This is a genomic window from Paenibacillus ilasis, from assembly GCF_043195395.1.
In the GTDB taxonomy this organism is placed as follows: domain Bacteria; phylum Bacillota; class Bacilli; order Paenibacillales; family Paenibacillaceae; genus Paenibacillus_AQ; species Paenibacillus_AQ lautus.
In genome coordinates, this window is the sequence record NZ_JBHDJG010000001.1 from 994,159 (window position 1) to 1,019,044 (window position 24,886).

The 24,886-nt window shown below is 54.8% G+C and carries 16 protein-coding genes; 13 read left to right on the top strand and 3 right to left on the bottom strand.

What is annotated here, in order from left to right; genetic code table 11:
• The first annotated feature begins 25 nt into the window (after nucleotides 1-25).
• The 6 genes from dhbC to ACETK5_RS04830 are packed head-to-tail and all read left to right on the top strand — an operon-like array spanning nucleotide 26 to nucleotide 12,841.
• Complete coding sequence (gene dhbC, locus ACETK5_RS04805) at nucleotides 26-1,270, top strand: isochorismate synthase DhbC (protein WP_394054394.1); 1,245 nt, start codon at nucleotides 26-28, stop codon at nucleotides 1,268-1,270.
• A gap of 3 nt (nucleotides 1,271-1,273) precedes the next feature.
• Nucleotides 1,274-2,926, top strand: a complete 1,653-nt coding sequence (locus tag ACETK5_RS04810; protein WP_394054395.1) for a (2,3-dihydroxybenzoyl)adenylate synthase — start codon at nucleotides 1,274-1,276, stop codon at nucleotides 2,924-2,926.
• A gap of 21 nt (nucleotides 2,927-2,947) precedes the next feature.
• Nucleotides 2,948-3,934 carry an isochorismatase family protein gene (locus ACETK5_RS04815; RefSeq protein ID WP_100538462.1) on the top strand — a complete coding sequence of 329 codons (987 nt, stop codon included), beginning with the start codon at nucleotides 2,948-2,950 and terminating at the stop codon, nucleotides 3,932-3,934.
• Nucleotides 3,935-3,949: 15 nt separating this feature from the next.
• The gene (locus ACETK5_RS04820; RefSeq protein WP_394054396.1) at nucleotides 3,950-11,182 is read left to right on the top strand and encodes an amino acid adenylation domain-containing protein; all 7,233 of its coding nucleotides are present in this window, start codon (nucleotides 3,950-3,952) and stop codon (nucleotides 11,180-11,182) included.
• A complete protein-coding gene (locus tag ACETK5_RS04825; RefSeq protein ID WP_394054397.1) occupies nucleotides 11,166-11,393 on the top strand; it encodes an MbtH family protein in 228 nt (75 codons plus the stop codon). Before ACETK5_RS04820 ends, ACETK5_RS04825 begins: the two co-directional genes overlap by 17 nt.
• Nucleotides 11,390-12,841, top strand: coding sequence for an MDR family MFS transporter (locus tag ACETK5_RS04830; RefSeq protein WP_326113839.1), 1,452 nt, complete (start codon nucleotides 11,390-11,392; stop codon nucleotides 12,839-12,841). The genes ACETK5_RS04825 and ACETK5_RS04830 overlap by 4 nt, the downstream gene beginning before the upstream one ends.
• 277 nt (nucleotides 12,842-13,118) lie before the next feature.
• Here ACETK5_RS04830 and ACETK5_RS04835 read toward each other — a convergent pair whose 3' ends face one another.
• Both ACETK5_RS04835 and ACETK5_RS04840 read right to left on the bottom strand, forming a co-directional pair.
• Nucleotides 13,119-14,507, bottom strand: coding sequence for an RsmF rRNA methyltransferase first C-terminal domain-containing protein (locus ACETK5_RS04835; protein ID WP_394054398.1), 1,389 nt, complete (start codon nucleotides 14,505-14,507; stop codon nucleotides 13,119-13,121).
• A 190-nt stretch (nucleotides 14,508-14,697) separates the two neighbouring features.
• Nucleotides 14,698-15,861 carry a GGDEF domain-containing protein gene (locus tag ACETK5_RS04840; protein WP_394054399.1) on the bottom strand — a complete coding sequence of 388 codons (1,164 nt, stop codon included), beginning with the start codon at nucleotides 15,859-15,861 and terminating at the stop codon, nucleotides 14,698-14,700.
• A 108-nt stretch (nucleotides 15,862-15,969) separates the two neighbouring features.
• Between ACETK5_RS04840 and ACETK5_RS04845 the strand changes: the two genes are divergently transcribed.
• The 3 genes from ACETK5_RS04845 to ACETK5_RS04855 are packed head-to-tail and all read left to right on the top strand — an operon-like array spanning nucleotide 15,970 to nucleotide 21,631.
• Nucleotides 15,970-17,106, top strand: a complete 1,137-nt coding sequence (locus ACETK5_RS04845) for a glycosyltransferase family 4 protein (protein ID WP_326113842.1) — start codon at nucleotides 15,970-15,972, stop codon at nucleotides 17,104-17,106.
• A gap of 26 nt (nucleotides 17,107-17,132) precedes the next feature.
• Nucleotides 17,133-18,422 carry a metallophosphoesterase family protein gene (locus ACETK5_RS04850; RefSeq protein ID WP_394054400.1) on the top strand — a complete coding sequence of 430 codons (1,290 nt, stop codon included), beginning with the start codon at nucleotides 17,133-17,135 and terminating at the stop codon, nucleotides 18,420-18,422.
• Nucleotides 18,423-18,433: 11 nt separating this feature from the next.
• Nucleotides 18,434-21,631 carry an AAA family ATPase gene (locus ACETK5_RS04855; RefSeq protein WP_394054401.1) on the top strand — a complete coding sequence of 1,066 codons (3,198 nt, stop codon included), beginning with the start codon at nucleotides 18,434-18,436 and terminating at the stop codon, nucleotides 21,629-21,631.
• Between the two features lie 48 nt (nucleotides 21,632-21,679).
• Here the strand turns inward: ACETK5_RS04855 and ACETK5_RS04860 are convergent, their stop codons facing one another.
• Nucleotides 21,680-22,726 (bottom strand): YkvI family membrane protein, encoded by a 1,047-nt coding sequence (locus ACETK5_RS04860; protein WP_326119009.1) that lies wholly within the window; start codon nucleotides 22,724-22,726, stop codon nucleotides 21,680-21,682.
• 251 nt (nucleotides 22,727-22,977) lie between these two features.
• On the opposite strand from ACETK5_RS04860, the gene ACETK5_RS04865 reads away from it, so the two are divergent.
• The 4 genes from ACETK5_RS04865 (at nucleotide 22,978) to ACETK5_RS04880 (ending at nucleotide 24,830) form a co-directional block, all read left to right on the top strand.
• Nucleotides 22,978-23,547 (top strand): xanthine phosphoribosyltransferase, encoded by a 570-nt coding sequence (locus tag ACETK5_RS04865; protein ID WP_127591468.1) that lies wholly within the window; start codon nucleotides 22,978-22,980, stop codon nucleotides 23,545-23,547.
• 216 nt (nucleotides 23,548-23,763) lie between these two features.
• Entirely contained in the window at nucleotides 23,764-24,093 is a 330-nt protein-coding gene (locus ACETK5_RS04870) for a hypothetical protein (RefSeq protein ID WP_071221736.1), read from the top strand.
• A gap of 119 nt (nucleotides 24,094-24,212) precedes the next feature.
• Nucleotides 24,213-24,431 carry a hypothetical protein gene (locus ACETK5_RS04875; protein WP_076325776.1) on the top strand — a complete coding sequence of 73 codons (219 nt, stop codon included), beginning with the start codon at nucleotides 24,213-24,215 and terminating at the stop codon, nucleotides 24,429-24,431.
• Nucleotides 24,432-24,500: 69 nt separating this feature from the next.
• The gene (locus ACETK5_RS04880; protein WP_100538451.1) at nucleotides 24,501-24,830 is read left to right on the top strand and encodes a carboxymuconolactone decarboxylase family protein; all 330 of its coding nucleotides are present in this window, start codon (nucleotides 24,501-24,503) and stop codon (nucleotides 24,828-24,830) included.
• Nucleotides 24,831-24,886 lie beyond the last annotated feature (56 nt).

The window sequence follows — 24,886 nt, forward strand, 5'->3', positions numbered from 1 at the left end:
GCTCATAAGCAGAGAGGAGACTGAAATGGTACACTATGATGCTCCAACCGCAGCCGAGGCTGCGCAACTTATGGAACAATACCGGGTCGGTTCGTCTTTCTTCTTCTCATCCCCGCGCAAGACGTTGTTAACGCATGGAGAGTATTCAAGGTTGCCGGTTCCCGCGGGGACCGATCACAGATCACTGCCGGAGCGCATCGTGGAACTGCTGGAATGTGCGAAGCAAGCGGGCCGGCCGGATGCCGTTGTTGTAGGCGCCATACCTTTTGACATTCAAAAACCGGCCAGTCTGTTTATTCCGCTAACGTCCCAGTGGCATGATTCCCTTCTATTCTCTGCAGGCAAGGCCCCGGAAATGCCCCGAATTTCCAGTTACAAGGTCCTTTCCGTTCCGGAGCCGGAGGCGTTCAAGGAAGGCGTGAACCGGCTGCTGGAGCTCATTCGTCAAAAGAAACTCCATAAAGCGGTGCTTTCCCGAACGCTGGATATCACGCTTCCCCATGCCTTGTCCATTCCTCACCTATTGAATCATTTAGCGTACCATCACTCCCATGGCTATACGTTTGCCGTACCATTGGCACCCGAGTTGTCCCACACTTCAAGTCCGGATGCCGTTGCATCCACCAGGACGCTGTTTGGCGCAAGCCCGGAGCTGCTCGTTACGAAGAAGGGGCTGCGGATCAAAGGAAATCCGTTGGCGGGCTCTGCGGCGCGGAGTGCCGATCCCGTTGAAGATCAGCGGCGGGCGGCAGCCCTGCTGTCATCCGCCAAAGACCGATATGAGCATGCCATCGTAATCGATGCCGTAGCATCGGCCTTGCAGCCTTATTGCAGCAAGCTGGAGGTTCCCGCCGAACCTTCGCTCGTACAGACAAAAGCCATGTGGCATCTGTCTACCGAAATCAACGGCGTCCTGAAGGATGAATCGATAACGTCATTGGAGCTTGCCCTGGCGATGCATCCGACGCCGGCAATCTGCGGCACGCCGACCGCTTCGGCCAGGGAGGTCATACAAGAGATCGAGCCGTTCGATCGCGGCTTCTATTCGGGAGCCGTTGGTTGGTCGGATGCCAACGGGGACGGCGAGTGGGCCGTGACGATTCGCTGCGCGGAAACGGAAGGAACCTTATTGCGGGTGTTCGCTGGGGCCGGAATCGTGACAGGCTCCATGGCGGAAGCCGAACTAGCCGAGACGTCAGCCAAATTCCGCACGATTCTGGCTGCCATGGGCTTGAATGAACAACAAACCACGATGTTGGAGGAGGAATGAGGGATGTTGACAGGTTGTAAGGCTTGGCCGGAGGAGTTTGCCGCCCGCTACCGGGAGGCAGGCTGCTGGCAGGGCGAAACCTTCGGAGAGCTCCTGCGGAAGCGGGCGGCAGCGCACGGGGAGCGGATTGCGATCGTGAGCGGCGATCAGCGCATAAGCTACGCTGAGCTGGACAACCGGGTGGACCGCTTGGCAGCGGGATTTCTTAAGCTCGGAATTAAAGCACAGGAACGGGTTATTATTCAGCTGCCGAATATCGCTTCATTTTTCGATACGATCTTTGCGCTGTTCCGCATCGGGGCAATTCCGGTTTTCGCTCTGCCTGTCCACCGCCGGAGCGAAATCGTATATCTATGCGGCTTCAGCGAAGCTGCCGCTTATATTATTTCGGATCAGGATTCGGGATTCGATTACCGTGACTTGGCAGCTCAGGTTCAGGCATCGGTTCCTTCGCTGCGCCATGTCATCGTTGCAGGCGACCCGGGCTCCGGGTCATTTCTATCCCTGGATGACCTGTATCTTGATGATTCGGGCAGTCCTCCACGCGGATTAGACGAGGAAGGTCCAGATTCTGGCGATGTTGCGTTCCTGCAGCTGTCCGGCGGGACGACCGGACTGCCGAAGCTGATTCCGCGCACGCATGACGATTATATTTACAGCTTGCGCATGAGCGCCGAAATCTGCTGGCTGGATAAGGAATGCGTTTATTTGGCGGTGCTGCCCGTCGCGCATAACTTCCCGCTCAGCTCGCCGGGCGTGCTGGGGACGCTGTATGCCGGGGGAAGGGTGGTTCTCGCCCGGTCAGCGAGTCCGGATGCGGCCTTTCCGCTGATCGCCTCCGAGGGCGTCACGATCGCGGCGGTCGTCCCGCCCCTGGCCTTAATCTGGCTTGAAGCGGCACCATCCCGCTCCGAAGACCTGTCCAATCTGCAGGTGCTGCAGGTAGGCGGGGCCAAATTCAGTGCAGAGGCGGCCAACCGCGTGAAAACGGTGCTGGGATGTAGGCTGCAGCAAGTGTACGGGATGGCGGAAGGCTTGGTGAACTATACCCGGCTGGATGACCCCGAAGACATAACGGTGCATACGCAAGGGCGCCCCATGTCCCCGTACGATGAAGTGAGGCTGGTCGATGAGGATGACGCCCAGGTAGCTCCCGGTGAAGTCGGGGAATTGCTGACACGGGGACCTTATACGATTCGCGGCTACTATAAGACGGACAAGCATAACGAGAAGGCTTTTACATCAGACGGTTTCTATCGAACGGGTGATCTGGCGAGCATGACACCCTCAGGATATCTGGTGATCGAAGGTCGTTCCAAGGACCAAATTAACCGCGGTGGCGACAAGGTCGCGGCCGAGGAGGTCGAGAACCATCTGCTAGCCCATCCGAGCGTGCACGATGCCGCCGTGGTCGCCATGCCGGACGAGTATCTGGGCGAGCGGACCTGTGCATTCGTTATCGTTCATAACGGTAAGGTTAGCGGCAATGAGCTGAAGGTGTTTCTCAGAAATAGAGGGCTCGCTGCGTACAAAATCCCGGATCGGGTGGAATTTATGGATTCCTTCCCCCACACAGGTGTCGGAAAAGTAAGCAAAAAGAAGCTGCGGGAGCTTGCGGCGCAGAATCAGGACGCACGGGTGAATATTTCAAAATAACATAGAAATGAGGAGATATTAATGGCACTTCCGAAGATTTTACCTTATCCAATGCCAGGGGAGGCAGACCTGCCCAAGAACAAGGTGGCATGGACGGCGGATCCGAATCGTGCCGTGCTGCTCATCCATGATATGCAGCAATATTTCATCGACGCGTTTACGCCTGATCAATCGCCTGTCGTGGAGCTGCTCACCCATATTCAGAAGCTGCGTTCCTGCTGCGCAGAGCTTGGCATTCCCGTGATCTATTCGGCGCAGCCCGGGGGCCAGGCACCGGAGCAGCGCGGTCTGCTGCAGGATTTCTGGGGATCCGGCATCAACGACGGTCCCTACCAGAAAAAGTTCGTGGATGCGGTCGCGCCGTCGGAACAGGATATGCTGTTAACCAAATGGAGGTACAGCGCCTTCCAGAAAACCAATTTGCATGACATCATGCGCGAGCAAGGCCGCGACCAGCTGATGATCTGCGGGATATACGCTCACATCGGCTGTCTGCTGACCGCCAGCGAAGCTTTTATGAAAGACATCCAGCCGTTCTTCATTGCGGATGCCCTTGCGGATTTCTCGGAAGAGAAGCACCGTCTGGCACTTGTTTATGCTGCCGAACGCTGTGCCGTTACGCTGACCACGGAACGCTTGGTTGCTTCGTTAATAACGCAAGAGCAGCGTTTTGTCTCGGAGCATTCTAAAGCTCCAAGCGGGGAGGCAAATACCGTGGATGCTGCGAAGGGGCAATCGCTGCTGACGCTGCAAACCTTGCGGGAGAACGTAGCGGAATTGCTGCAGGAACAGCCCTTGAGCATCGGTGAGGATGACCATTTGATTGAATACTGGGGGCTGGATTCCATTCGCATCATGAGTTTGGCCGAGCGATTCCGGCGTGAAGGCTTGGATATCAGCTTTGTGGAGTTGGCCGAGCAGCCGACACTGGCAGGCTGGTGGGGATTGCTGTCGGATAAGCAGAACGTGTGCGTGTCACCGCCCAATTATGATTACTATACGGTGTAAAAGGAGGGAATGGATATGCTTGAGCAGAAGAGGGAGCGCTGGTCGCTGTCCGGCGCGCAGCTGGGGATTTGGTATGCCCAGCAGCTGGACCCGGACAATCCGATATTTAACACGGCGGAATGCGTTGAGATTCGAGGACCTGTAGATCCGGTTCTATTCGAGAAGGCTTTGCGTCAAGTGGTGGGGGAGGCTGAAGCCTTGCATGCCCGCTTCGGCGAAGATGAAGACGGTCCTTGGCAGTCGATCGATCCATCTCCTGACTGGCCTCTTTATGTGATGGATGTGAGCGGGAAAGAGGATCCTCATCTTGCTGCCCAAAGCTGGATGGAGCATGACCTTGCCCAAGCCATCGACCTATGCCGAGGACCGCTGTTTACGGAGGCGCTGTTCAAGATCGCCGCCGATCGCTACTATTGGTACCAACGCATTCATCATATCGTGATTGATGGATTCGGCGTATCGCTTCTGTTGCAAAAAGTCTCCCAATTCTACACGGAATTAACAGGCGGAGTATCTTCCGGCATTGGAGCGTTCGGCAGGTTCCGGACGATCCTGGAAGAAGATACGTCATACCGCATGTCGCAGCAGCTCGACTCGGATCGCCAATTCTGGTTGCAGCGCTTTGCCGATGAGCCGGAGGTGGTCAGCTTAGGGGGACAGGCACAGCGTCCGGCACGGAGCTTCTTGCGCCGTTCGGCTCAGCTTCCGACCTCTTCGACGCTTCGCTGGCAGGCGGCTGCGCAAGCTGCAAGGACAAGCTGGCCGGATGTGATTGCGGCTGCAGCAGCCCTGTATGTACATCGTATAACAGGCGCTGAGGAGGTTGTGCTTGGATTGCCGGTGATGTGCCGCTTAGGTTCGTCATCCATCCGCATTCCGGGCATGGTCATGAATTTACTGCCGCTCCGGGTGCGCGTTAGGCCCGATATGAGCCTGATCGACCTGCTGCAGGAGGTCGCACGGGAGAATCGCGAGATCAAGCGGCATCAGCGCTACCGGCATCAGGACATCCGGCGCGATCTCAAGCTGCTTGCGGACAACCGCAGGTTATTTGGACCGCTCGTGAATGTGATGCCTTTTGCAGAGGAATTGAATTTTGGCGGTTTCGGCGGCAGCGTCCGCAATCTTGCGTCCGGTCCCGTGGATGATTTGACGATGAACGTGTATGGCGGATTGGGCGGGAACGGGCTGAGAATCGATATGGATGCCAATCCGCTGATCTATAGCGCAGAGGAGTTAGAATCCCATTTACATCGCTATTTGTATTTGCTGGACAGCTTGGCCGAAGCGGAGCTGATGGATCCCGTCGGGAGCTTGGCCTTGATTTTGCCGGAAGAACGCGAGAAGGTGCTTTTTCAGTGGAACGATACGACCCGTTCCTTGCCGCAGCTAAGCGTACCGCAATTATTTGAAGAGCAGGCTGCACGTACTCCTCAGGCGGAGGCGGTCATATGCGAAGGGTTATCCCTTCGTTACGAGGAGTTAAATAGGCGAGCGAATCGCCTGGCCCGTTTGCTTATTGCCCGTGATGTAGGGCCAGAGCGGATCGTGGCACTCTCGCTTCCGCGGTCAGTGGATATGATTGTTGCCATCCTCGCCGTGCACAAGGCTGGGGCGGCTTACTTACCGTTAGATCCGGATTATCCGGACGAACGTATCGCTTATATGCTTGAAGATGCGAAGCCGGCATGCTTGATAACAACACAGGAACTGGCTGGAAGTTTCGCAGCTGTCATGGAAGACAAGAACGTGGTCGAGCTGGATGCTCCGACTACTCTCCAGCGATTGGAGCAGCAGGCGTTTCATAATCCTGTCGATACTGATCGCATACGTCCGCTGCTGCCGCTTCACCCGTCTTACGTGATCTATACCTCCGGATCAACCGGTCGGCCAAAGGGGGTCATGCTCACGTTCGAAGGTCTTGCTAATCTGCTGTCGGATATGCGCGGGCGTTTGGGAATCGGGGAGCGGGACCGCTGGCTGTCGGTCACCACGATGTCATTCGATATCTCGGTCATGGAGGTGCTGCTGCCGCTGGCATGCGGTTCGACGCTCGACATCGTGATGCGGGATACCATTCTCGACGCATCGGCGCTCATACGCCGAATGCGGGAGACGGGGACCACCGTCATGCAGGCGACCCCGACGTTATGGCAGTCGATTGTCGCTTGCCGTCCAGGAAAATTTGAACGGCTCAAAGTCATTACCGGGGGCGAGGCGCTGCCGGTCGGTCTTAAGCTTGCGCTTCAAGACCTGAACTGCGAAGTGAACAATCAATATGGTCCGACGGAGACAACGATTTATTCGACGGCGGCCAAACTCGATCATGAACGGGAAAAGCCATCCATCGGGGGACCGGTATGGAATACGAGACTGTATGTGCTCGATTCTTCACTTTCCCCGGTTCCACCAGGGGTAACGGGCGAGCTGTACATTGCGGGCACTGGGCTTGGCCGGGGCTATTTGGGAAGATCCGACTTGACGGCGGAACGGTTTGTCGCGGATCCCTTCGGTCCTCCCGGGTCCAGGATGTACCGGACCGGCGACCTTGCCCGCTGGCTGGAGAACGGCTGGATCGATTATTTGGGACGTGCCGATCATCAGATCAAGCTGCGCGGCTTCCGGATCGAGACGGGGGAGATTGAGTCCGTGCTAGTCACTCATCCGGCAGTGGAGCAGGCCTTTGTCATGATTCGCGAGGATCGGATCGGTGATCGCCGGCTAGTGGCTTATATCGTCCCGTCGTCAGCAGGGACAGACCCCATCGATACCGCAGATTTACGGAATTACACCGCAGAGAAACTGGCCGAGTATATGGTGCCTTCTGTGATCGTTGCCCTTGAAGCGCTGCCGCTCACGCCGAACAAGAAGGTGGATCGCAAAGCGCTGCCCGTGCCTGATGTTCGGTTGGCGGCCGGGCGTATGCCGCGAACGCCGCAAGAGGAGATGCTTTGTACGATTTTTGGTGAGGTGCTGGGCTTGCCGAGGGTTACCATCGACGATGATTTCTTCGAGCTTGGCGGTCATTCTCTGTTAGCCGGCCGGGTCATGGTCCGTATCCGGGAAGCTTTCGGCGTAGAGCTCAGCATTGGCAGCCTGTTTGAAGCGTCAACGGCGGCGAGTCTCGTCAAGCGGCTCGATCATGCGCAAGCGGCAAGACAGGCTGTGCGTCCTGCGGCAAGGGGCGAGCGCTTGCCGTTGTCGTTTGCCCAGCAGCGGTTATGGTTTTTATACCGGTTGGAGGGTCCGAGCCCGACCTACAATATTCCCCTTGTGGCCCGCTTGTCAGGTGAACTCGATCTGGCAGCGCTGCGAATGGCACTGGGTGATGTGGTGGCTCGTCATGAGTCGCTGCGCACGGTGTACCCTGAAAATGATGGGGCCTCGTATCAGCACATTTTGGATGGCGAGGGGACACGACCGGTGCTGATGGTGACCGAGATCAGCGAAGCAGAGCTTGCGGATCGATTGGCCGAAGCCGTTAGGTACCGTTTCGAGCTTGCAGCCGAAACTTCCCTGCGGGCTGAATTGTTCCAGCTGGGCGATCAAGAATTTGTACTGCTGTTGCTGCTGCATCATATAGCGGGAGACGGCTGGTCGCTTACCCCGTTGACGCGGGATCTATCGGATGCCTACGCAGCACGGTGCCTGGGGAGTGAACCGACATGGACTCCGTTACCGGTACAATATGCGGATTATGCCATTTGGCAGGAGAAGCTGCTTGGCAGCTCGGGCGATGAGAACAGCCTGATTGCCCGCCAGCTGGAATATTGGACCGGAGCGCTTTCCGACTTGCCGGAGCAATTGGAGCTGCCTACCGACTATCCGAGGCCCGCCGTGGCCAGCTATCAGGGCGGAAGCGTACCGTTTCCGATATCCCGTGAGCTGCATCAGCAGTTGAATGCGCTCGCGCAGAACAACAGGGCGACTTTGTTTATGGTGTTTCAGTCTGCGATGGCTGCGCTGTTTACGAAGCTGGGCGCAGGGACGGACATTCCGATCGGTAGTCCCGTCTCGGGTCGGAATGACGACCATCTGGATCATTTAATCGGTTTCTTTATCAATACTCTTGTGTTTCGTGTGGACACGTCGGAAGACCCGCCGTTCGATGAGCTGCTGCAACGGGTTCGGGAAAAGAGCCTGGCAGCCTTCGAGCATCAGGATGTGCCGTTCGAGCGGCTTGTCGAGACACTGAACCCGCCGCGTTCCCGGGCGAGACATCCACTCTTCCAAGTAATGCTCGTGCTGCAGAACACGCCGGAAACTTCGCTTGAGCTTCCGGGAATCACCTCAAGGCTGCAGCTGCAAAGCGTGGGCACGGCGAAGTTCGATTTAACCTTCGAACTGACCGAGCGGCGTGATAGGAACGGCGAACCGGACGGAGTGGACGGCTTCATTGAATTCAGCTCGGATTTGTTCGAGCGCAGCACGGCGGAAGCGATGGCGGAACGATACGTGCGCATATTGGAAAGTGCTGTCATTGAACCGAGTAAAACCATCAGCAAACTGGATGTTTTAACCGCTCATGAACGGGAAGAAATCCGGCGACAATGGAGTGCTCCGCTGCCGGTCACCGAGCAGGCAACCTTGCCTCAGCGGTTTGAAGCGCAGGTCAGCCGCTCGCCTCAATCGATTGCGATTATCCATGACGGCCAGTCTCTGAGTTATGAAGAGCTGAACGAGCGCGCCAATCGGCTGGCTCACTTGCTGATTGCATCAGGCGTCGGCACGGAGCAGATCGTAGCTCTTGCCCTGCCGCGTTCGGTGGATATGGTCATCGGCATTCTGGCCGTGCTTAAAGCGGGAGCCGCTTACCTTCCTCTGGATCCGGAGTACCCGGAGGATCGATTGGCTTACATGATGGAGAATGCTTGTCCGGTATGCGTTATTACGAGCATTCACGTGATAAACCAGCTGCCGAGTTACGCACGATTCATGTGTGTTGTCGTCGATGAGCCTGAACAAGCTTTGCGATTGCAGGGTTATTCCAAGGAGAATCCAAGCGACCGCGAGCGCCTCGGGCTGCTTATGCCGCAGAATGCCGCTTATATCATTTATACTTCCGGTTCCACCGGCAAACCGAAGGGCGTGCTCGTGCCGCATCAGAATGTCATCCGGCTATTCGACTCTACCCGGCATTGGTTTCAATTTGATGAGACCGATGTATGGACTTTATTCCATTCGTATGCCTTCGATTTCTCGGTATGGGAAATATGGGGGCCGCTCTTGTACGGCGGTCGGCTCGTCGTTGTTCCGCATACGGTCAGCAGATCGCCTGAAGAAATGTTAAGCTTGCTGATCCGGGAAGGCGTGACTGTGCTGAATCAGACTCCGTCGGCGTTCTATCCATTGATTCAGGCGGATCGGGAGCAGGCGGGGATAGGGCAGAAACTGTCACTGAGGTATGTTGTGTTCGGCGGTGAAGCCTTGGAGCTTGGACGGCTCACGGATTGGTATCGGCGTCATGCCGACGATGCCCCGCGTCTGATCAACATGTACGGTATTACGGAAACCACCGTGCATGTCAGCTATAAGGAATTGAATCAAAGCCTTGCGCTGCCGGGAGCAGGCAGCCTGATCGGTGAAGCGATCCCGGATCTGCGGGTATACGTGCTCGATGCCAGGCTTCAGCCCGTTCCGTATGGCGTCATCGGGGAAATGTATGTTGCCGGCGCAGGACTGGCACGCGGGTACTGGGGTCGACCCGACCTTACTGCCGACCGGTTTGTGGCGGATCCATACGGTCCGCCGGGGACAAGAATGTACCGGACCGGCGACTTGGCAAGACGGTTTACTGACGGCACCCTGGATTTTTTGGGACGGTCCGATCACCAGGTGAAAATACGCGGCTTCCGGATCGAGCTTGGCGAGATCGAATCGGTTCTCATCCGTCATGTGGCTCTCTCGCAGGCGGCCGTCATGGTGCGTGAGGATCGGCCCGGAGACCAGCGGCTTGCAGCTTATGTTGTCGGCAAGCCCGGTGAGTCGCTTTCGGGTACGGAGCTGCGCCGTTATGTCGCCTCGCTGCTTCCTGATTACATGGTTCCATGGGCATTCGTATGTATGGACAAGCTGCCGCTTACGCCTAACGGAAAGCTTGATCGCAAAGCGCTGCCGGCTCCCGATGATATGGCGCCGGATGCGGATGGGCGCAATCCGCGAACGCCGCAGGAGGAAGTGTTATGCGAGCTGTTTGCCGAAATACTCGGCGCCAAGCGGGTCGGCATCGATGACAGCTTCTTCGAGCTCGGCGGTCACTCTTTGTTGGCGGTCCGGCTCATCAGCCGGGTTCGCGAAGCCCTTGGCAAAGAATTAAGCATAGCAGCTTTATTCGAAGCGCCTACCGTAGCGGGACTTGTCGACAAGCTTGAGATGGGCGGCGGCAACAGTGCGCTGCAGGTCGTGCTTCCGCTTCGGTCGCATGGAGATCAAATTCCGCTGTTCTGCGTGCATCCGGCAGGAGGATTAAGCTGGTGCTACGCCGGTTTAATGAAGCATCTCGGCATGGATTATCCGATATACGGCCTGCAGGCAAGGGGAATTGCCCAGGCGGAGGAGCTGCCGGAATCACTGGAAGAGATGACGGCAGATTACATCAATCATATCCGTTCCCTTCAGCCAACGGGGCCATATCGACTGCTCGGCTGGTCTTTGGGCGGCAATGTCGCTCAGTCGATTGCGGTACAGCTGCAGGAAGCGGATGAAGACATTGAATTGCTAGCCATACTGGATGCTTATCCAAGTCATTATTTGCCGATCAAGGATAAACCCGATGAAGATGAGGCTTTGACCGCGCTGCTGGCGCTTGGAGGCTTTGACAGGGAAAGCATTGAAGCGGGTCTTGGGGACGCGCCGTTAACGATAGCGGCCGCCCTTGAATTGCTGCGTAACGAGAGCAGCGCGCTCTCGTCCCTTGAGGAAGAGACGATCATGAATTTGAAGACAACCTATGAAAATTCGGTTCAATTGTTAAAGGCTTACGTTCCGAAGCGGTTTGAGGGAGACATGTTATTCTTCCACTCCACCATCATCCCCGATTGGTTCGACCCCATTGAACCGGAGATGTGGGAGCCTTATGTGGGCGGCAACATCGAGCGGCACGACATCGAATGCCGGCATAAGGATTTATGCCAGCCGGGTCCACTGGATTATATCGGCAAGTGCATTCTAAGCAAGCTTGAGGAAATGGCACCTAAAACAGTGACAACGACGGACAGGAGGGAACTCATCCATGACCAATCCTTTTGAGCAAGCCGACGGCAAGTTGCTTGTACTGATGAACCATGAGGGCCAATATTCGCTCTGGCCGGGTTTCGCGGCTATTCCGGCCGGCTGGAATCAGGTTCTGGGACTTACCACACGGGAGGAATGCGTCGCCTATATCAACGAGAGCTGGGTCGATTTACGGCCGCGGAGCCTGTATGCCGACGCCGGGTCAACACCGGAATCTAGGTCATGAGCCATGGGCTGAATCCGAAAAAGGTATTATGCATCGTTTATGTGGCAGCGATGTTTGTGGTTGCTATGGACGCCACCGTGCTGAACGTGGCTCTTCAGACGATCAGCCGGGAGCTTGAAGTGCCGCCTGCGGCATCCGGGGTTCTGAATGTCGGTTATTTGGTCAGTTTAGCCATCGTTCTGCCGATGGCGGGCTGGCTTGGCGATACATGGGGAACCAAGCGAACGTTCCTCTTGGCCCTGTCTCTTTTCACGGGTGCATCTGTATTGTGCAGCTTTGCTGACAGCTTGGCAACGCTGACCCTGTTTCGCGTGATCCAAGGCATCGGCGGCGGCTTGCTGACCCCCGTCGGCATGGCGATGTTGTTCCGCATGTTCCCGCCGGAGGAACGCGCGAAAATCTCCCGGGCTCTCATCCTGCCCATTGCGATTGCGCCTGCAGTCGGACCGATTGTGAGCGGTCTGCTCCTTGAGTATTTGACCTGGCGGTGGATCTTCTACGTGAGCTTGCCGATTGGTTTTCCCGCGATAGTGTTCGGTCTATTCTGGCTGAAGGAACATCGAGAGCCGGATGCCGGCAAACTGGATGTGCCGGGTTTGCTGCTGTCCGCGCCGGGTCTTGCGCTGGTCATGTATGCCCTGAGCCAGGGTCCGCTGCATGGGTGGAACGCCCCGCAAGTATGGAGCGCCGGCTTGGCTGGCATCCTGCTCCTTGCTGCGCTGGTGAGGGTAGAGCTAAGAACTCCAAAACCGCTGTTGGATTTGCGGCTGCTAGGGAATCGCTTGTTTCGGACGACGGGTTTCATCGCGATGTGCGCTTCGGCAGGGTTGCTGGGTATGCTGTACGTATTCCCTTTGATGTATCAGAACGCCCTGCATGTGTCCGCGCTGGATACGGGGCTGACGACGTTTCCCGAAGCCATCGGACTTATGGTTGCCTCGCAGCTCGTACCCTGGACGTATCCAAGACTCGGTCCAAGACGGGTGATCATGATGGGATTGGTGGCCACCGCGTTTATCTTCATCATGCTAAGCTTGGTAGATGCCGGGACGAATCCGTGGTTTATACGGGTGCTGCTGTTTGGCGTGGGAATTTTCCTCGGGCAAACGGTGGGAGCTGTTCAGATTGCGGCCTTTGCCACCATCCCGCCTGCTTCGATGGGACGCGCTTCGACCTGGTTCACGGTGCAGAACAGGCTTGGTCCTGCGATAGGGCTGGCCGTTCTGTCAGGCATCTTGGCTGCCGTTGGTACGGGGACTATGAGCGCGACAGGGGAGGTGGAGCCGAATCTGATGGCATATCGAGCAGCATTGCTCGGGGCTGCAGGCTTCCTGCTCATCGGTGCTGGAGCGGCGTTATGGATTCGGGATGCCGATGCGGCGTCTACGTTTCGTAGACCATCCGCCTCGAATCCAGCGAAGGAACGGACGGCCCCGGTCGAGAGCTGAACGTAAGGGATTGCAAGATATGAATGAGGAGTTTGGGATTTAAGCATTGAGCGAAAAAAAGCATGTCATGTGAGGAGAATCGGACCTACCGGAAAAAGCTGCTGCTGTTTAGAAGTTAAGGATGCAGCCTATGATGAGTAAAAAAGCGTTCGGTTTGGTTAGGTGGATATAGTGAAGGCTGTCTCTCTGTTTGTTTATGCAGAGAGACAGCCCTTTTTTACGCGTTTGAACGTATGTTATACATGGTTATGTTCCATCGGTATTCGGTTCGGAAGGGTTACTTGGGATTTCGCAAGCCTTTGGGCAGGTGATTCTTGAGCTGTCCGCCGCTGGCTTTGCCCCAACCCAGAGGTAATCCATCCGTGGTCACCAACGTCCATCCCCGGTATTCGGAAGGAATGGAGAGCACCTCTCCCCGCAAATAAGCAGCTACCTCGGCTGAATCTGAAGGCAGATCCCAGCTGCGGGCAGCTGGGCCAGGATGCAAGGACATGGCGAGGGCATGTGCCGGTTCGATTCGGTTCTTCTTCAGATGAGCCAGATGCAGACCTGCACGCGGCATCTTCAATCCTTTTAGCTGCTTGTCATTCCATGCCAAGCTCTCACTGACCGGAAGCCAGTACAGTTCCTCACCGAACAATATCGGAGTACCGCCGTTAAGCTCAAATCCTGGGATGTCCTGCTTCGCCCAATCTTGAAATGCAGTCAGGGCGGAAAGCGCAGGCGTGTGTTTGCTGCCTCGGTTTGATTTAGCCGGGGATTTACTGCTGACCGCAGAGTAACCGAGGTCTTCATTTAAAGCTTCGGGAGCCGCCGATTTGACCAAGATAGCAACAAAATGCCCCTCCCCCCGCTCCAAGTGGGGCCACAAGCGCTTCATTTCACGCAGCTCCATATCGGGATACTGCGAAAGAATGCGCTCAATCATCTCTTCATTCTCCGCCGTGTTGAACGTACAGGTGGAATAAGCCAGGGTTCCTCCCGGTTTGAGCATCCGGTACGCCTCCTGGACAATGTCCCACTGCCGGGCAACGCACAGATCCACATGTTCAGGAGACCATTCCTCAATCGCAGCGGCATCCTTTCGAAACATGCCTTCACCGGAGCATGGCGCATCAAGCATGATCCGGTCAAAGCAGGCAACGAAACGGCGGGATAGCTGATCCGGTGCCGCACTCGTAACGACGGTATTCATAATTCCCATACGTTCCACGTTCTCGGCCAGAATCCGAGCCCGTTCGGGATGGATCTCATTGGAGACAAGCAGTCCCCTGCCCATCATCTTGGAGGCAATATGGCTTGTCTTGCCGCCAGGAGCTGCCGCAAGATCCAGGACGGTCTCTCCGGGCTGAGGGTTCAACAGCTCGACCGCGGACATTGCCGAGGGCTCTTGAATATAATATAGTCCAGCAGCATGATAGGGATGTTTGCCTGGACGCAGGCTTTCATCATAATAGTATCCGGTGTCACACCAGGGAACCGGCGTCAGCTGGAATTGCCGGATGAGGTTTTTTACGCTGTCTGCGGCATGAACCGCTTTCAGCTGGTTAAGACGCAGCCCGTGGGTGCGGGGCAAATCGTAGCTGTCCCAAAAATCGCACGAGGCATCCCCGAGAATATCATTCATGCTGGCGACAAAGCCAACAGGCAATAGTTCCTTTCTCATTCGTTATATTGCTCCTTCTTTAGAATAAGGTACATGCTGTAGTTAAGGCAAAAAACCCAGTTCAGAGTTCTTTTTTTCTCTGGCATTAAGGAATCGGTCATTAGTTTATCACGTTGCCGCAGGCGTAGTAAAGAAATGTCAAGCAAAAAAAAGACCGCCCACTTCATATAGTGGGCAGCCTGCGCCTGTGTTATCCGGCGGATTCCGTTGGTTCGGTTGATGAGGTTTTTAATGACCGGTAATCGGACACCTTGTTTTTGCCGGTCGTTTTGGAATGATACATCGCTTTGTCGGCCTGCTTCATGAGTTCATCGCCGCGAACGCCTTTGCGCAGTATGCTGTAGCCGATACTGATGGTCACGATGCTCTCGCTTGCCACCCTGGCACGGATGTTTTCGGCGACCTGGGCGGGTTTGACTTTACGGTCAACCACCAGGGCGACCAATTCCTCACCGCCATACCGGCCGGTAATTCCGATACCTTCAAGCTCTTCCTCCATAATGGCGGCGACCTGCTTCAGCACTTCATCGGCTCTGGCATGGCCCTGGGTATCATTCAGCTTCTTGAAATTGTCGATGTCGCAGAAGATCGCGGATATCTTCAATTCCTGAGACGCGTAATGGTCCAGATACTTCATGAAATGCCTGCGGTTGTAGAGCCCTGTTAATCCGTCCGTTATGGCGGACCGGTAGATGGACTGCATCAGCTCGACAATGCGTCTGAACAGGATAAAGAACACGATGCTGTAGAAGAGCACTGGCAGCGCGAGTGCCAGTCCCTGAAGAACGGGCGACAGACTGCCGGAATAGGTATGTATGGCTTGCAGAATAGCCGAGAAAGCGTAAACGGCAAGTCCAATCGCATACTTGATCGGCTGTCCGATTCGCGGGGTGACTTGGGTATAAGCCAGGTAGAACGAAACGAGCTGAAAACCATCAAAATATATGCTTTGCCATATCGGGTCCAGGGTGTAAGGAAGAAATGAGGGAAGAATGAGCGGAAGCATAAGAAGTAGGGCTGACAACAAGGGAAGCCAATAATGCATGGTCTTGATTTTACGGTACAGCATGACAACCGAGACGTTCAGCAGGACAAACGAAAAAAGCTGAATGAAACGGAGGACGTCCGATTCCGGTGAAAAAACAGGTTTTCCCGTCCAAGCTGAATGGATGTTCATACCCTCGTATGTCATAATGAAGAAGAAGGCTGCCGCCATATATATGTAAGCATTCTTGCGCTGCTTGCTGTACATAAAGAGACACATGATCAGCATCATGAGCGCGATATAAGCTCCGCATACAGCAAATATGGTGGGTAGTGGAGAAGTGGACCAGTAGCTCAATTCATAGGACAAATCGATTCACTCCTGAGTAGGGATAGGTTTCCTTTGCATGAAACATATGTTCTAATATATCATATCGAAAAAGAATCTGAAAAGAGATTTAGAGAAAGGGGGATCCCCATGAAACTTCTTCAAGCATTATTCTTCCCTCCTGAACAGCCGGGCGGCGTCTCGTCCATGATTCCTTATTTGCAGGAGCGTTTTCATTCCTCCCGTTGGGAGATGGAGATGTTCTGGCTGCCCAAGCGGATCCGCAACAAAGGCCAGGAGGATCCGATATTCCACACCTTTGATTGGAAAGAGTTCGAAGACAGTCCGATCGTAGCCAAATACCTTCAGACCTACCGGGATTACCTGTGGTGGACACGTCTGCGTCTTCAAAAGCCTTATGATCTTATCCATAGCCATCATCCGATTGCAGGCATGTCGATGAAAGCCGTATTCCCTGAGGTTCCGCTCATCCAAACCGTGCATTCCAGTTACGAGCGCGAGCTCATCCTGAACGGAAGAATCAAAGAAGGAGGGCTGGAGCACAGATTTCTGGTCTCTTTATATAAGGAGCTTGAGCATATCAGCGACCGTCTGCTGACGGTGTCGAACTCCTTCAAGGATTACATGGCTCCGTACGTGAATACGCCCGAATCGATCGGGGTCATCCATAACGGATTTGATGATAAACGATTTAAACCGGTGCCTCATGAAAATGCGGTTCCGCAGTTGATTACAGTATGCCGTCTGGTACCTGCAAAAGGGTTGGACATTCTGCTCCAAGCCTGCGCCGAACTGAAACGCAAAGGATATGATTACGTCCTTCATATTATCGGCGACGGACCTTCCCGTCAGGAGCTCGAGGAGATGGCCAAAACACTCGGCATCTACCAGGAGACGATTTTTTACGGATATACGCTGCATCCTGAAGAGTTCATGCCGTTCTTTGATATCTTTGTACTGCCTTCAAGAGCGGAGGCGTTCGGCTCGGTGTTCGCAGAAGCGGCACTCAGCTGTCTTGCCCTGGTAGGCACCGATGTCGGCGGCATCGCCGAGCAGATTGAGGATGGGGTAAACGGCCTGCTGGTACCGCCGGAGGATCCGATGGCACTCAGCGTTGCCCTTGAGAAGGTCATCAGCGATCCGCTCTATCGTTACGAGCTCGCCCGGACCGCTTCGGATAAGGCGAAGAATCAATACTCCCTGTCCAGATCCGTGAATGAACTGAAAAAAATGTATTTGAAATTTCAACCTAAGATAGAGAGTTAGGGATCGTTATGACTTCTTTTCGATTTATGCATGCTGCAGATTTACATCTGGACAGTCCGTTTATCGGCATAAGCGGACTCGATGACAAGCTGCGGTCGTTCGTACAGGAATCTACGTTCAGGGCGCTGGAGCGCCTCGTTAAACTCGCCATCGACGAGCAGGTTGATTTTATCGTCATCAGCGGGGACATCTACGACAGCTCCAACATTTCGCTGCGCTCGCAGCTTCGCTTCCTGGATTCCCTTAACCGTCTGGGAATGGAAGGGATTGCGGTATATGCGATCCATGGCAATCATGATCCGCTGGACAGCACCAAGCTGTCCATGACGCTCCCCTCCCATGTCCATGTGTTTGGGGCCGAACCTGCAAGCGTAACGGCTGTTCGCCGATCGGATCGTCAAGAAGTGGCGGTCATCGCCGGCATGTCGTACCCGACCTCGAAGGTCACGGATAATATTGCGGTACGCTATCCTGCCCCGTCATCCGGGCTCTACCATATCGGACTTCTGCATGCGAATGTGGATGGGGATCCCCAGCACGAAACCTATGCACCCTGTACAAAAAGGGAGCTGATCCAGGCCGGATTTCATTATTGGGCGCTCGGACATATTCACTCCCGTCGAACCTTGCAGGAATCTCCTTATATTGTGTATCCGGGCAATATCCAGGGACGTCATGTTCGGGAGACGGGGCCCAAGGGATGTTATATCGTCGATGTGGATGGGGACTTCAACTCAAAGCTGAGCTTCCATGAGCTCGATTCCATGCGCTGGAACATCGTTGAAGCGCCACTAGATTCCTGTCAGGATGTCGATGAATGGAGACGCTCGCTGGAATCCATTCTGAACGAAATAGCCACAGCGTACGCGGATGGACTGAGCATGATCCGTGTTCGGATTACCGGACGAGGTCCGGTTCATCGTCAGCTTGAAGGCGGATATGTGCTCGATGAGCTGCTGACCGATCTGCGGAGAAGAGAGGCCGCGAAGGGGCAGACATGCGGCTATCGGGGATGCGTCTGGATCGAGAGCTTCTCCCTTCATTCCGGGGACGCGATCGACAGGCAGAGGCTGCTTGCGGAAGACAGCTTTGCAGGGGACTTGCTTCGTCTTGTTCGAGGAGAACAGGGACGGGTTCAAGATCCTGACGGGGTTGTTGCCAAGAGCCTGGAGCCTCTGCTCGAGCACGCGGAAATCCGTTCTTTGCTGGACGAGATCAGTCCCGAGGAAATGCTGGATTGGGTAAGTAGAGCAGAGGAACTGACCTTAGGGTTATTGCTCCGCGACCGTTCGCAAGGGGAAGGTGCCGGTATATGAGACTAGAGCGGATGAACATTCAAGGCTTCGGAGCCGTCCGGGACAAGAGCCTTGCGATCGATGCTCCTGTAACCGTGCTGTATGGGCCGAATGAAGCGGGAAAGAGCAGCGTCCTGTATTTTATCAGAGCCATGCTGTACGGATTTCCGGGCAAGGGCTCGCCGGCAGAACGCGGCGAACCTTCGGGGGAAGGCGTTCACGGCGGCGAGCTGCGTTTACTGGATAAGGAGGGAGTGCCTTGGGTGATCCGGCGCTACAGCCGTTCCAGAGAAGGACATTCAGCCACCGGCAGAGGCGAGCGCGTACATATTCATAAACTAGCGGATAACGGGATCGTAATCGAGCTTGGACAACAGGAGCTGGAACAATATGCCTTGGGCGGCGTGTCCAGGGATATGTTTCGTCAGCTGTTTGCCATTTCGTTAAGCGAGCTGCAGGAAATCCGCAGTCTGCAATCTGCCGAGATGAGCGGTTACCTGTTCCATGCCGGAATCGGCGGCGGGGGCAATATACTGGAGGCCGAACGCAAGTTGTCCCAGGAGATGGACAAGCTGTATAAGCCGCGCGGAAAGGTTCAGCATACCGCTAAGCTGCTGCAGTCCATCGAGCATTTAAGAACCCAGGTTTCGGAGAGCCGGACTTTCGTTCCCCGCTATAACGAGACCGTTACATCCATTCTGGAAATACAGGAACGGTTGAGCCTGCTGGAGCAGGATCGTACCCGGGACGCCGAGGATTTGTCGCTGCTTCGAAAAGCGCAGGAGATTCGTCCGGCTTGGCTGGAATGGCGTGAGGCCAGGTTGGAATTGAAGGAACTGATGGACAGTGACAACTTTCCTCCGGATGGAATCACCCGCTACGAAAAGATACAGGAGGAGGAGCGCCTTCTCCTCGCCCAGTTGATTCGCACCGAGCGGGCGATCGAGGATGCGGAGCATAAGCTGAGCGCTCTCCCCTTGAATGGTTTCATGGAACAGTATGGCGATTGGATTGAGGAGCTGTGGGCGAAACGAAGTCTGCACGAAGCCGGAAACCGGGAGCTTGCCGAACTTACGGCCGAATATAAATCTCAAGAGATTCGGCTGGAACAGCTGCTTCGGGAAATTGATCCGGCATGGACCCGGCAAGAGCTGCTGGCTCTGCCTTTATCCACCTCGGAGCGCGAGGAGGTACGGCGAATCAGTACGGCCTTTGCCGGGTATGATCGCCGGATGGAGGCGCTGTTCATTGAACAGCGCGGGGCCCAGCGTTCTGCAGCGGCAGCCGAATCGGCGCTGCGAGAAGCCAGGCGGCAGCTGCGCGAGGAGATGGACCGGGGACAAGAGGCTTTTGCCATGATTAAGCCGGCAGCGCCCCAGGAGACCGCCGCACTGTGGAATCAGCTGCAGCTGGAGATCGAGCGTTGGCGTGAACGGCGATTGACCCGGACTCAGCCTGAGCCTGCTTCCACGCGTCAGTCGTCGAGGGACAGATTCCCTCAGATGTACGCGGGTCTGTTGGCGGGAATGGCTGTTATGACATTCCTACTGGTAGCCGTATTGTTATGGACGGCAACCACGGAAGCCGCCGTGGTCTCAGGTATCGTGATGCTGATTGGTATGGGTTATGTTTTCTGGAGCGGTCAACGCAGCCGGGAGGTTTATGGTGCGGCTTCGAATGAGACCCAGGTTCAAGACGGGCAGGGAACGGAGCATGTAGATCATCTCTATTCCAGGCTCGTCTCTGCTCCTTACGCGGCGGCTGCAGCAAGCACGATTCCGGGCAGTCGAAGGGACAAAAACGCAGCTCTCGCTCGCGACCCCTTCATGGTGGAGGCGCAGATGCGCGAGCTTCGATCCGTGATGGAGGGCTGGCAAGCATGGAGGCAGCGGCTTGATCGTTTGACGTCCGATTGTGCGGCGGCTGAGGAGAAGGCTGCGCTGCAAGCGGCTGAACTACAAACGGTTCAGGGCGCCATTGATCAGGAAGAGAAGCGATATTTGGAGCTGGAACGGCAGTGGGAGGATTGGCTTATGTCCCGATCACTCCCGCAGAGTCTGTCGCCTGACGTGATGCTGGACGTATTCGTCAAAGTGGAGCAGGGGCAGGAGCTGACCCGGCAGCAGAAATCGCTTGGAGTGAAAATGGACGTGCTGTTAAAAGAGGCGGAGGATTACATCATCCAATGCAATGAGATCTTTGCGGCGGATCCCCAAGGAGACGCTAACGGCAGCCGAATCCCAGCCGTCGCTGAGCTCGGCAACGTCCATTCCAGATGGAAGACCTATCAAGAGGACTCAAGACAGAGGAAGGCTCTTGCAGAGCGAATACAAGAGCTGCGCAAAGAGGGGGCTGCGATTGCAGAGGAGCGGGAAGGGCTGCAGCTGCGCAAAGCGGCTCTGATTGCATCGTCCCAATCGGCAGACGAAGAAATCTTTCTTCGTATGGGAGCTGCTGCGAAGCGCCGTGAGGAACTTGTTCGCACGATCCGCCATCACGAAATTACCATGTTCAGCGGATGGGATGATGCGGGTCGCCGGCAGCTTGAACAGCTGTTGGAGCTGACGGATGGTGCGGAACTTGAAGCACAATGCATCAAGAAGGAGGAAGCCGTATCCGCCGCGCTCCGCCTGCGGGACGAGCTCCAGGAACGGCGGGGGCGGCTGCTTCAGGAGAGAGAGTCACTGGAAGCAGCGGGAAATCAGGATTCCGCCCTGCAGCAGCTGGAGGAGCAGCGATCGGCCCTGCGGGAATTAGTCTCGCAATATGCGGTGCGTTCGATGGCCTCCGAATTTATCAAACGCACGCGCCGCATGTACGAGGAAGAGAAACAGCCGCAGGTGCTGCAGCTGGCATCCCGGTACTTCTCCATACTGTCCGGCGGCATGTACAGCCGGATTGTCATGCGGATGGGGGATCAGAGCCTGCTGGCAGAACGCCCGACTGGTGAATGGGTGGAGAGCAGCAAGCTAAGCCGCGGCACGGCGGAGCAGTTATATTTGGCGATGCGGCTCGGTTTGATCCAATCGATGCCGCATGCGGCGGGGTTGCCGTTATTGCTTGATGATCTGTTTGTTAATTTTGACGGGGAACGGCTCGGACATGCGCTCGAGCTTCTCGCGGAATTGTCGCAAGACCGGCAAATCGTCATGATGACGTGTCATCGACATGTTGCGGAGCAAACCATGGAACGCATACCCAATGCACAATTCATCACGATGCAGACATAAGAAGGGGGCTTCCCAAAGGCAGATTTACCATCCTTTGGGAAAGCCCCTTTATTTCCCCCTGATTTCGGGGATTCCGAACAAAGTCAGTCGGAGCACCCAGAGCAGACACAATCCCCCGAACATCGGGTAGAGGAGAGAGAGCAAGGAACTGAATCCGAACTGGCTGAAAAAATAACAGAACACCATGATACCAAGGGTAATCACTCTGGGGGAGAGCGAGGTTCGCTGCTGAACCTGTAGGGTAATGCCGTAGATATTCGCCACGAAGGTGCTGAAAATTTCAAGGAAGATCAGAATGAGATAGATGATCTGCACCAGCCAGCCCAGCTGGTTGGCGATGCTGCCCATCGGGATTTCGAATTGGGCAATGCCGGGCATATGGGCGGACATCGCAAAATGTGCTGCCATCAGCATAAAGCCTACACCCGTACCTCCAATGATGCCTCCCCAGGTTACGGTGCGGGCGCTTTCGGTCTGGCTCCCGAGCGGGACCAGCACCGGCATCGCCATTACCAGGTTAAAGGCGGTGTAGAGCAGGGGTGCAAGCCAAACCGAAGGCAGGCTGTGGTCCGTAGTTAAGGTTAAGAATCGGGTGGCACCCGGCGTTTGAATCGTCTGAGAAATAATCGCAAGCGATAAGGTTAGCATCATGGGCACAACGAGACTATTCATCGTCATGATGGACTGGATGCCTTTTCTGAGAATGAAATAGGTTCCGATCATCGTGACAAACAACCCGGTCTGGTAACTCAAATTTAGATGCTCCACAAAAACAGAGCCCGCGCCGGCAAGCATGATGCTGTTGACTCCAAGCAAAATGATAAACATAAAGAGGCTGATCCACACGCCGGCTTTCTCTCCAAACAGGAATTTGTTCAAGTCCTCAAAGGATTTGGCCCCGATCCGCCTGGATATCGTCATGATTTTCGTTCCGAGCCAAATGAATAGTCCTGTCGTAAGCAGAATGGTAAGGGTAGCCCAGTGACCATATTGGGTAAAGAATTGAAGGATTTCCCGTCCGGTAGCAAAGCCAGCGCCAACGATGGTTCCGATATATGTAAAGGCGATCTGTAAAACACGAATAGAATTACGCAAGCCCCGCATCCCCCTTGAAAGTTAATCGTCTGCATAGTACAAGGTATGCTTGGCTCAGCTGGGACATGACTCCTACCTGTCCCAGGTCCTTGGCTGGAGGCATGACCCATGATTAGTGCCAGGCAGCGGAGATCAATGTCAGGAATGATGACGGAAACCGTACAGTTAAATGACGGAGTATCCGTTTGTACTTGCCGTACAGGGAGGAATATGTTACTTTTACGACAAAGGAATCGTGGGAGGTCTTTGGGATGGATTGGTTGAAGGAGCGGATCATCAAAGAAGGTGTCGTGTTGTCGGATCAGGTGCTGAAGCTGGATGCCCTGCTGACGCATCAAGTGGACCCGGCTTTAATTATGGATATGGGCCGGGAATTTGCGGCGAGATTTAAAGAGAGCGGCGTGACCAAGGTCGTGACGCTGGAATCCTCCGGCATTTCTGTTGCATTTGCCGCGGCGCTTGAATTGGGAGTCCCCATGGTATTCGCCCGGCGCAAAAAAACGCTGCTCGCCGATCCAGACGCCTTATGTGAGCGGGTTCCGTCTTTCACCAAGGGCATTGTCACGGACATTATGGTATCGCGCCAGTTTATCGGTGAAGGGGATAAATTGCTCTTTATTGATGACATTATCGCGAACGGAGACGCTGCAAGAGGCCTGATCAAGATCATTGAACGGGCAGGGGCGGAATTAATCGGGCTTGGCGTTGTGATTGAAAAGAGTTTCCAGGCCGGAGCGAGAACGCTGCGCGAACAGAATGTTCATGTGGAGTCGCTTGTCACCATATCGTCGCTTGAGGACGGCAAGATTACGTTCAGCTAGGATCAGGATTATATCAAGCGCTTATGGCATGACAGGATAGAGCTGAAAGGTAGGCCTTAAGTCATGAACGTTTGTACCCTGGCCTTTGGCGTGCGTAATCATGGAAATTCGTAGACGAATTTAAATGCATTTCAGCCTAAAATCACAACAAAATCTTTTCGCCTCCGTGATTTTCGCTTATAATAAAGAGGTAGGCAAGAGAGAGGAGGCAGCACCATGGGGAAACAACCTGTAACCGAGCCGTTTTTGATTGAGAAGCTGAATGAAGCAAAGGTACATTTTGAACGTGCTTTGGATTGTAAACATACGGAGTTTGATGATCTATATCCCTATATGATTGAACATCCTCAGTTTTTCTGGTACAAACGCTATGTTGCCTGGTCAGAACTGCTGACGATTGCCGGATTGTGTGAGGAGGTTTCCTTCGAGTGGAAGGAACAGTTTACGCCTCAGCAGGTAGAATATATCGAAAAGCGCGTCATGTCTTCAACCGTTCTGGATTTTTGGTACGAGAAGAATGACAGTATCGAGCCGGCACAGCGTTAATGGGTATATAGAACATCTCTTAGTCGGGATGTTTGTCGATATCGCAACGCATTCAAAAGACCTAAATGATCTCATTTAGGTCTTTTTTTGCACAGTAAGTTTATGAAGGAGGTATGGTGATGATTAGCGATGAAAGACTTGATGAGCTTAGGCTCTCCGGCGAATTGGTCCGGGTTGTGCGGGATGGCTTGGAGACCAATGATATTATAGGCTTTGTCGTAGCCTGGGACCCCGAACAGGTCATTATACGCCGCAGAAACCGGCGGGTCGTTAAACTGGACCGCCGCTACAGCTACCAGCTTAAAAAAGATCCAAGAGTAAGCCCGATCGAAGAGTAGGCATAGATCTCGCACTCGTCGGACAACTTAACCTCGCATCAAATTTTTGTGGAAGAGGTGCTTTAGGTTATGGAAATGTCCAATGACAAGGTTTCGGCTTATAAGAATGAAATTCTGAATTTGAAGCAGAGCATGCCGGATATGGCAGAGGCGTATCATCAGTTCACCGGCGTTTGCTTTCAGGATGGCGAGCTGGATGAGCGAACGAAGCAGCTGATCGCACTGGGGATCGGACTGTTTGCCAATAATGAGCTGTGTACCTTCTATCATATGGAGGAAGCTCGTGCGAAGGGAGCCTCGGATGCGCAGATTATGGAGGCTGTAGCCGTGGCGTCTGCCGCCAGCGCGGGACATGCTCTCTCGCAGGGACTGACCCGCGTGCAGCATAATCTTCATTGATTCGCGATCACCAATAACCGTCTCACCGGAGCAATCTTGTTCAGGGGGAGACGGTT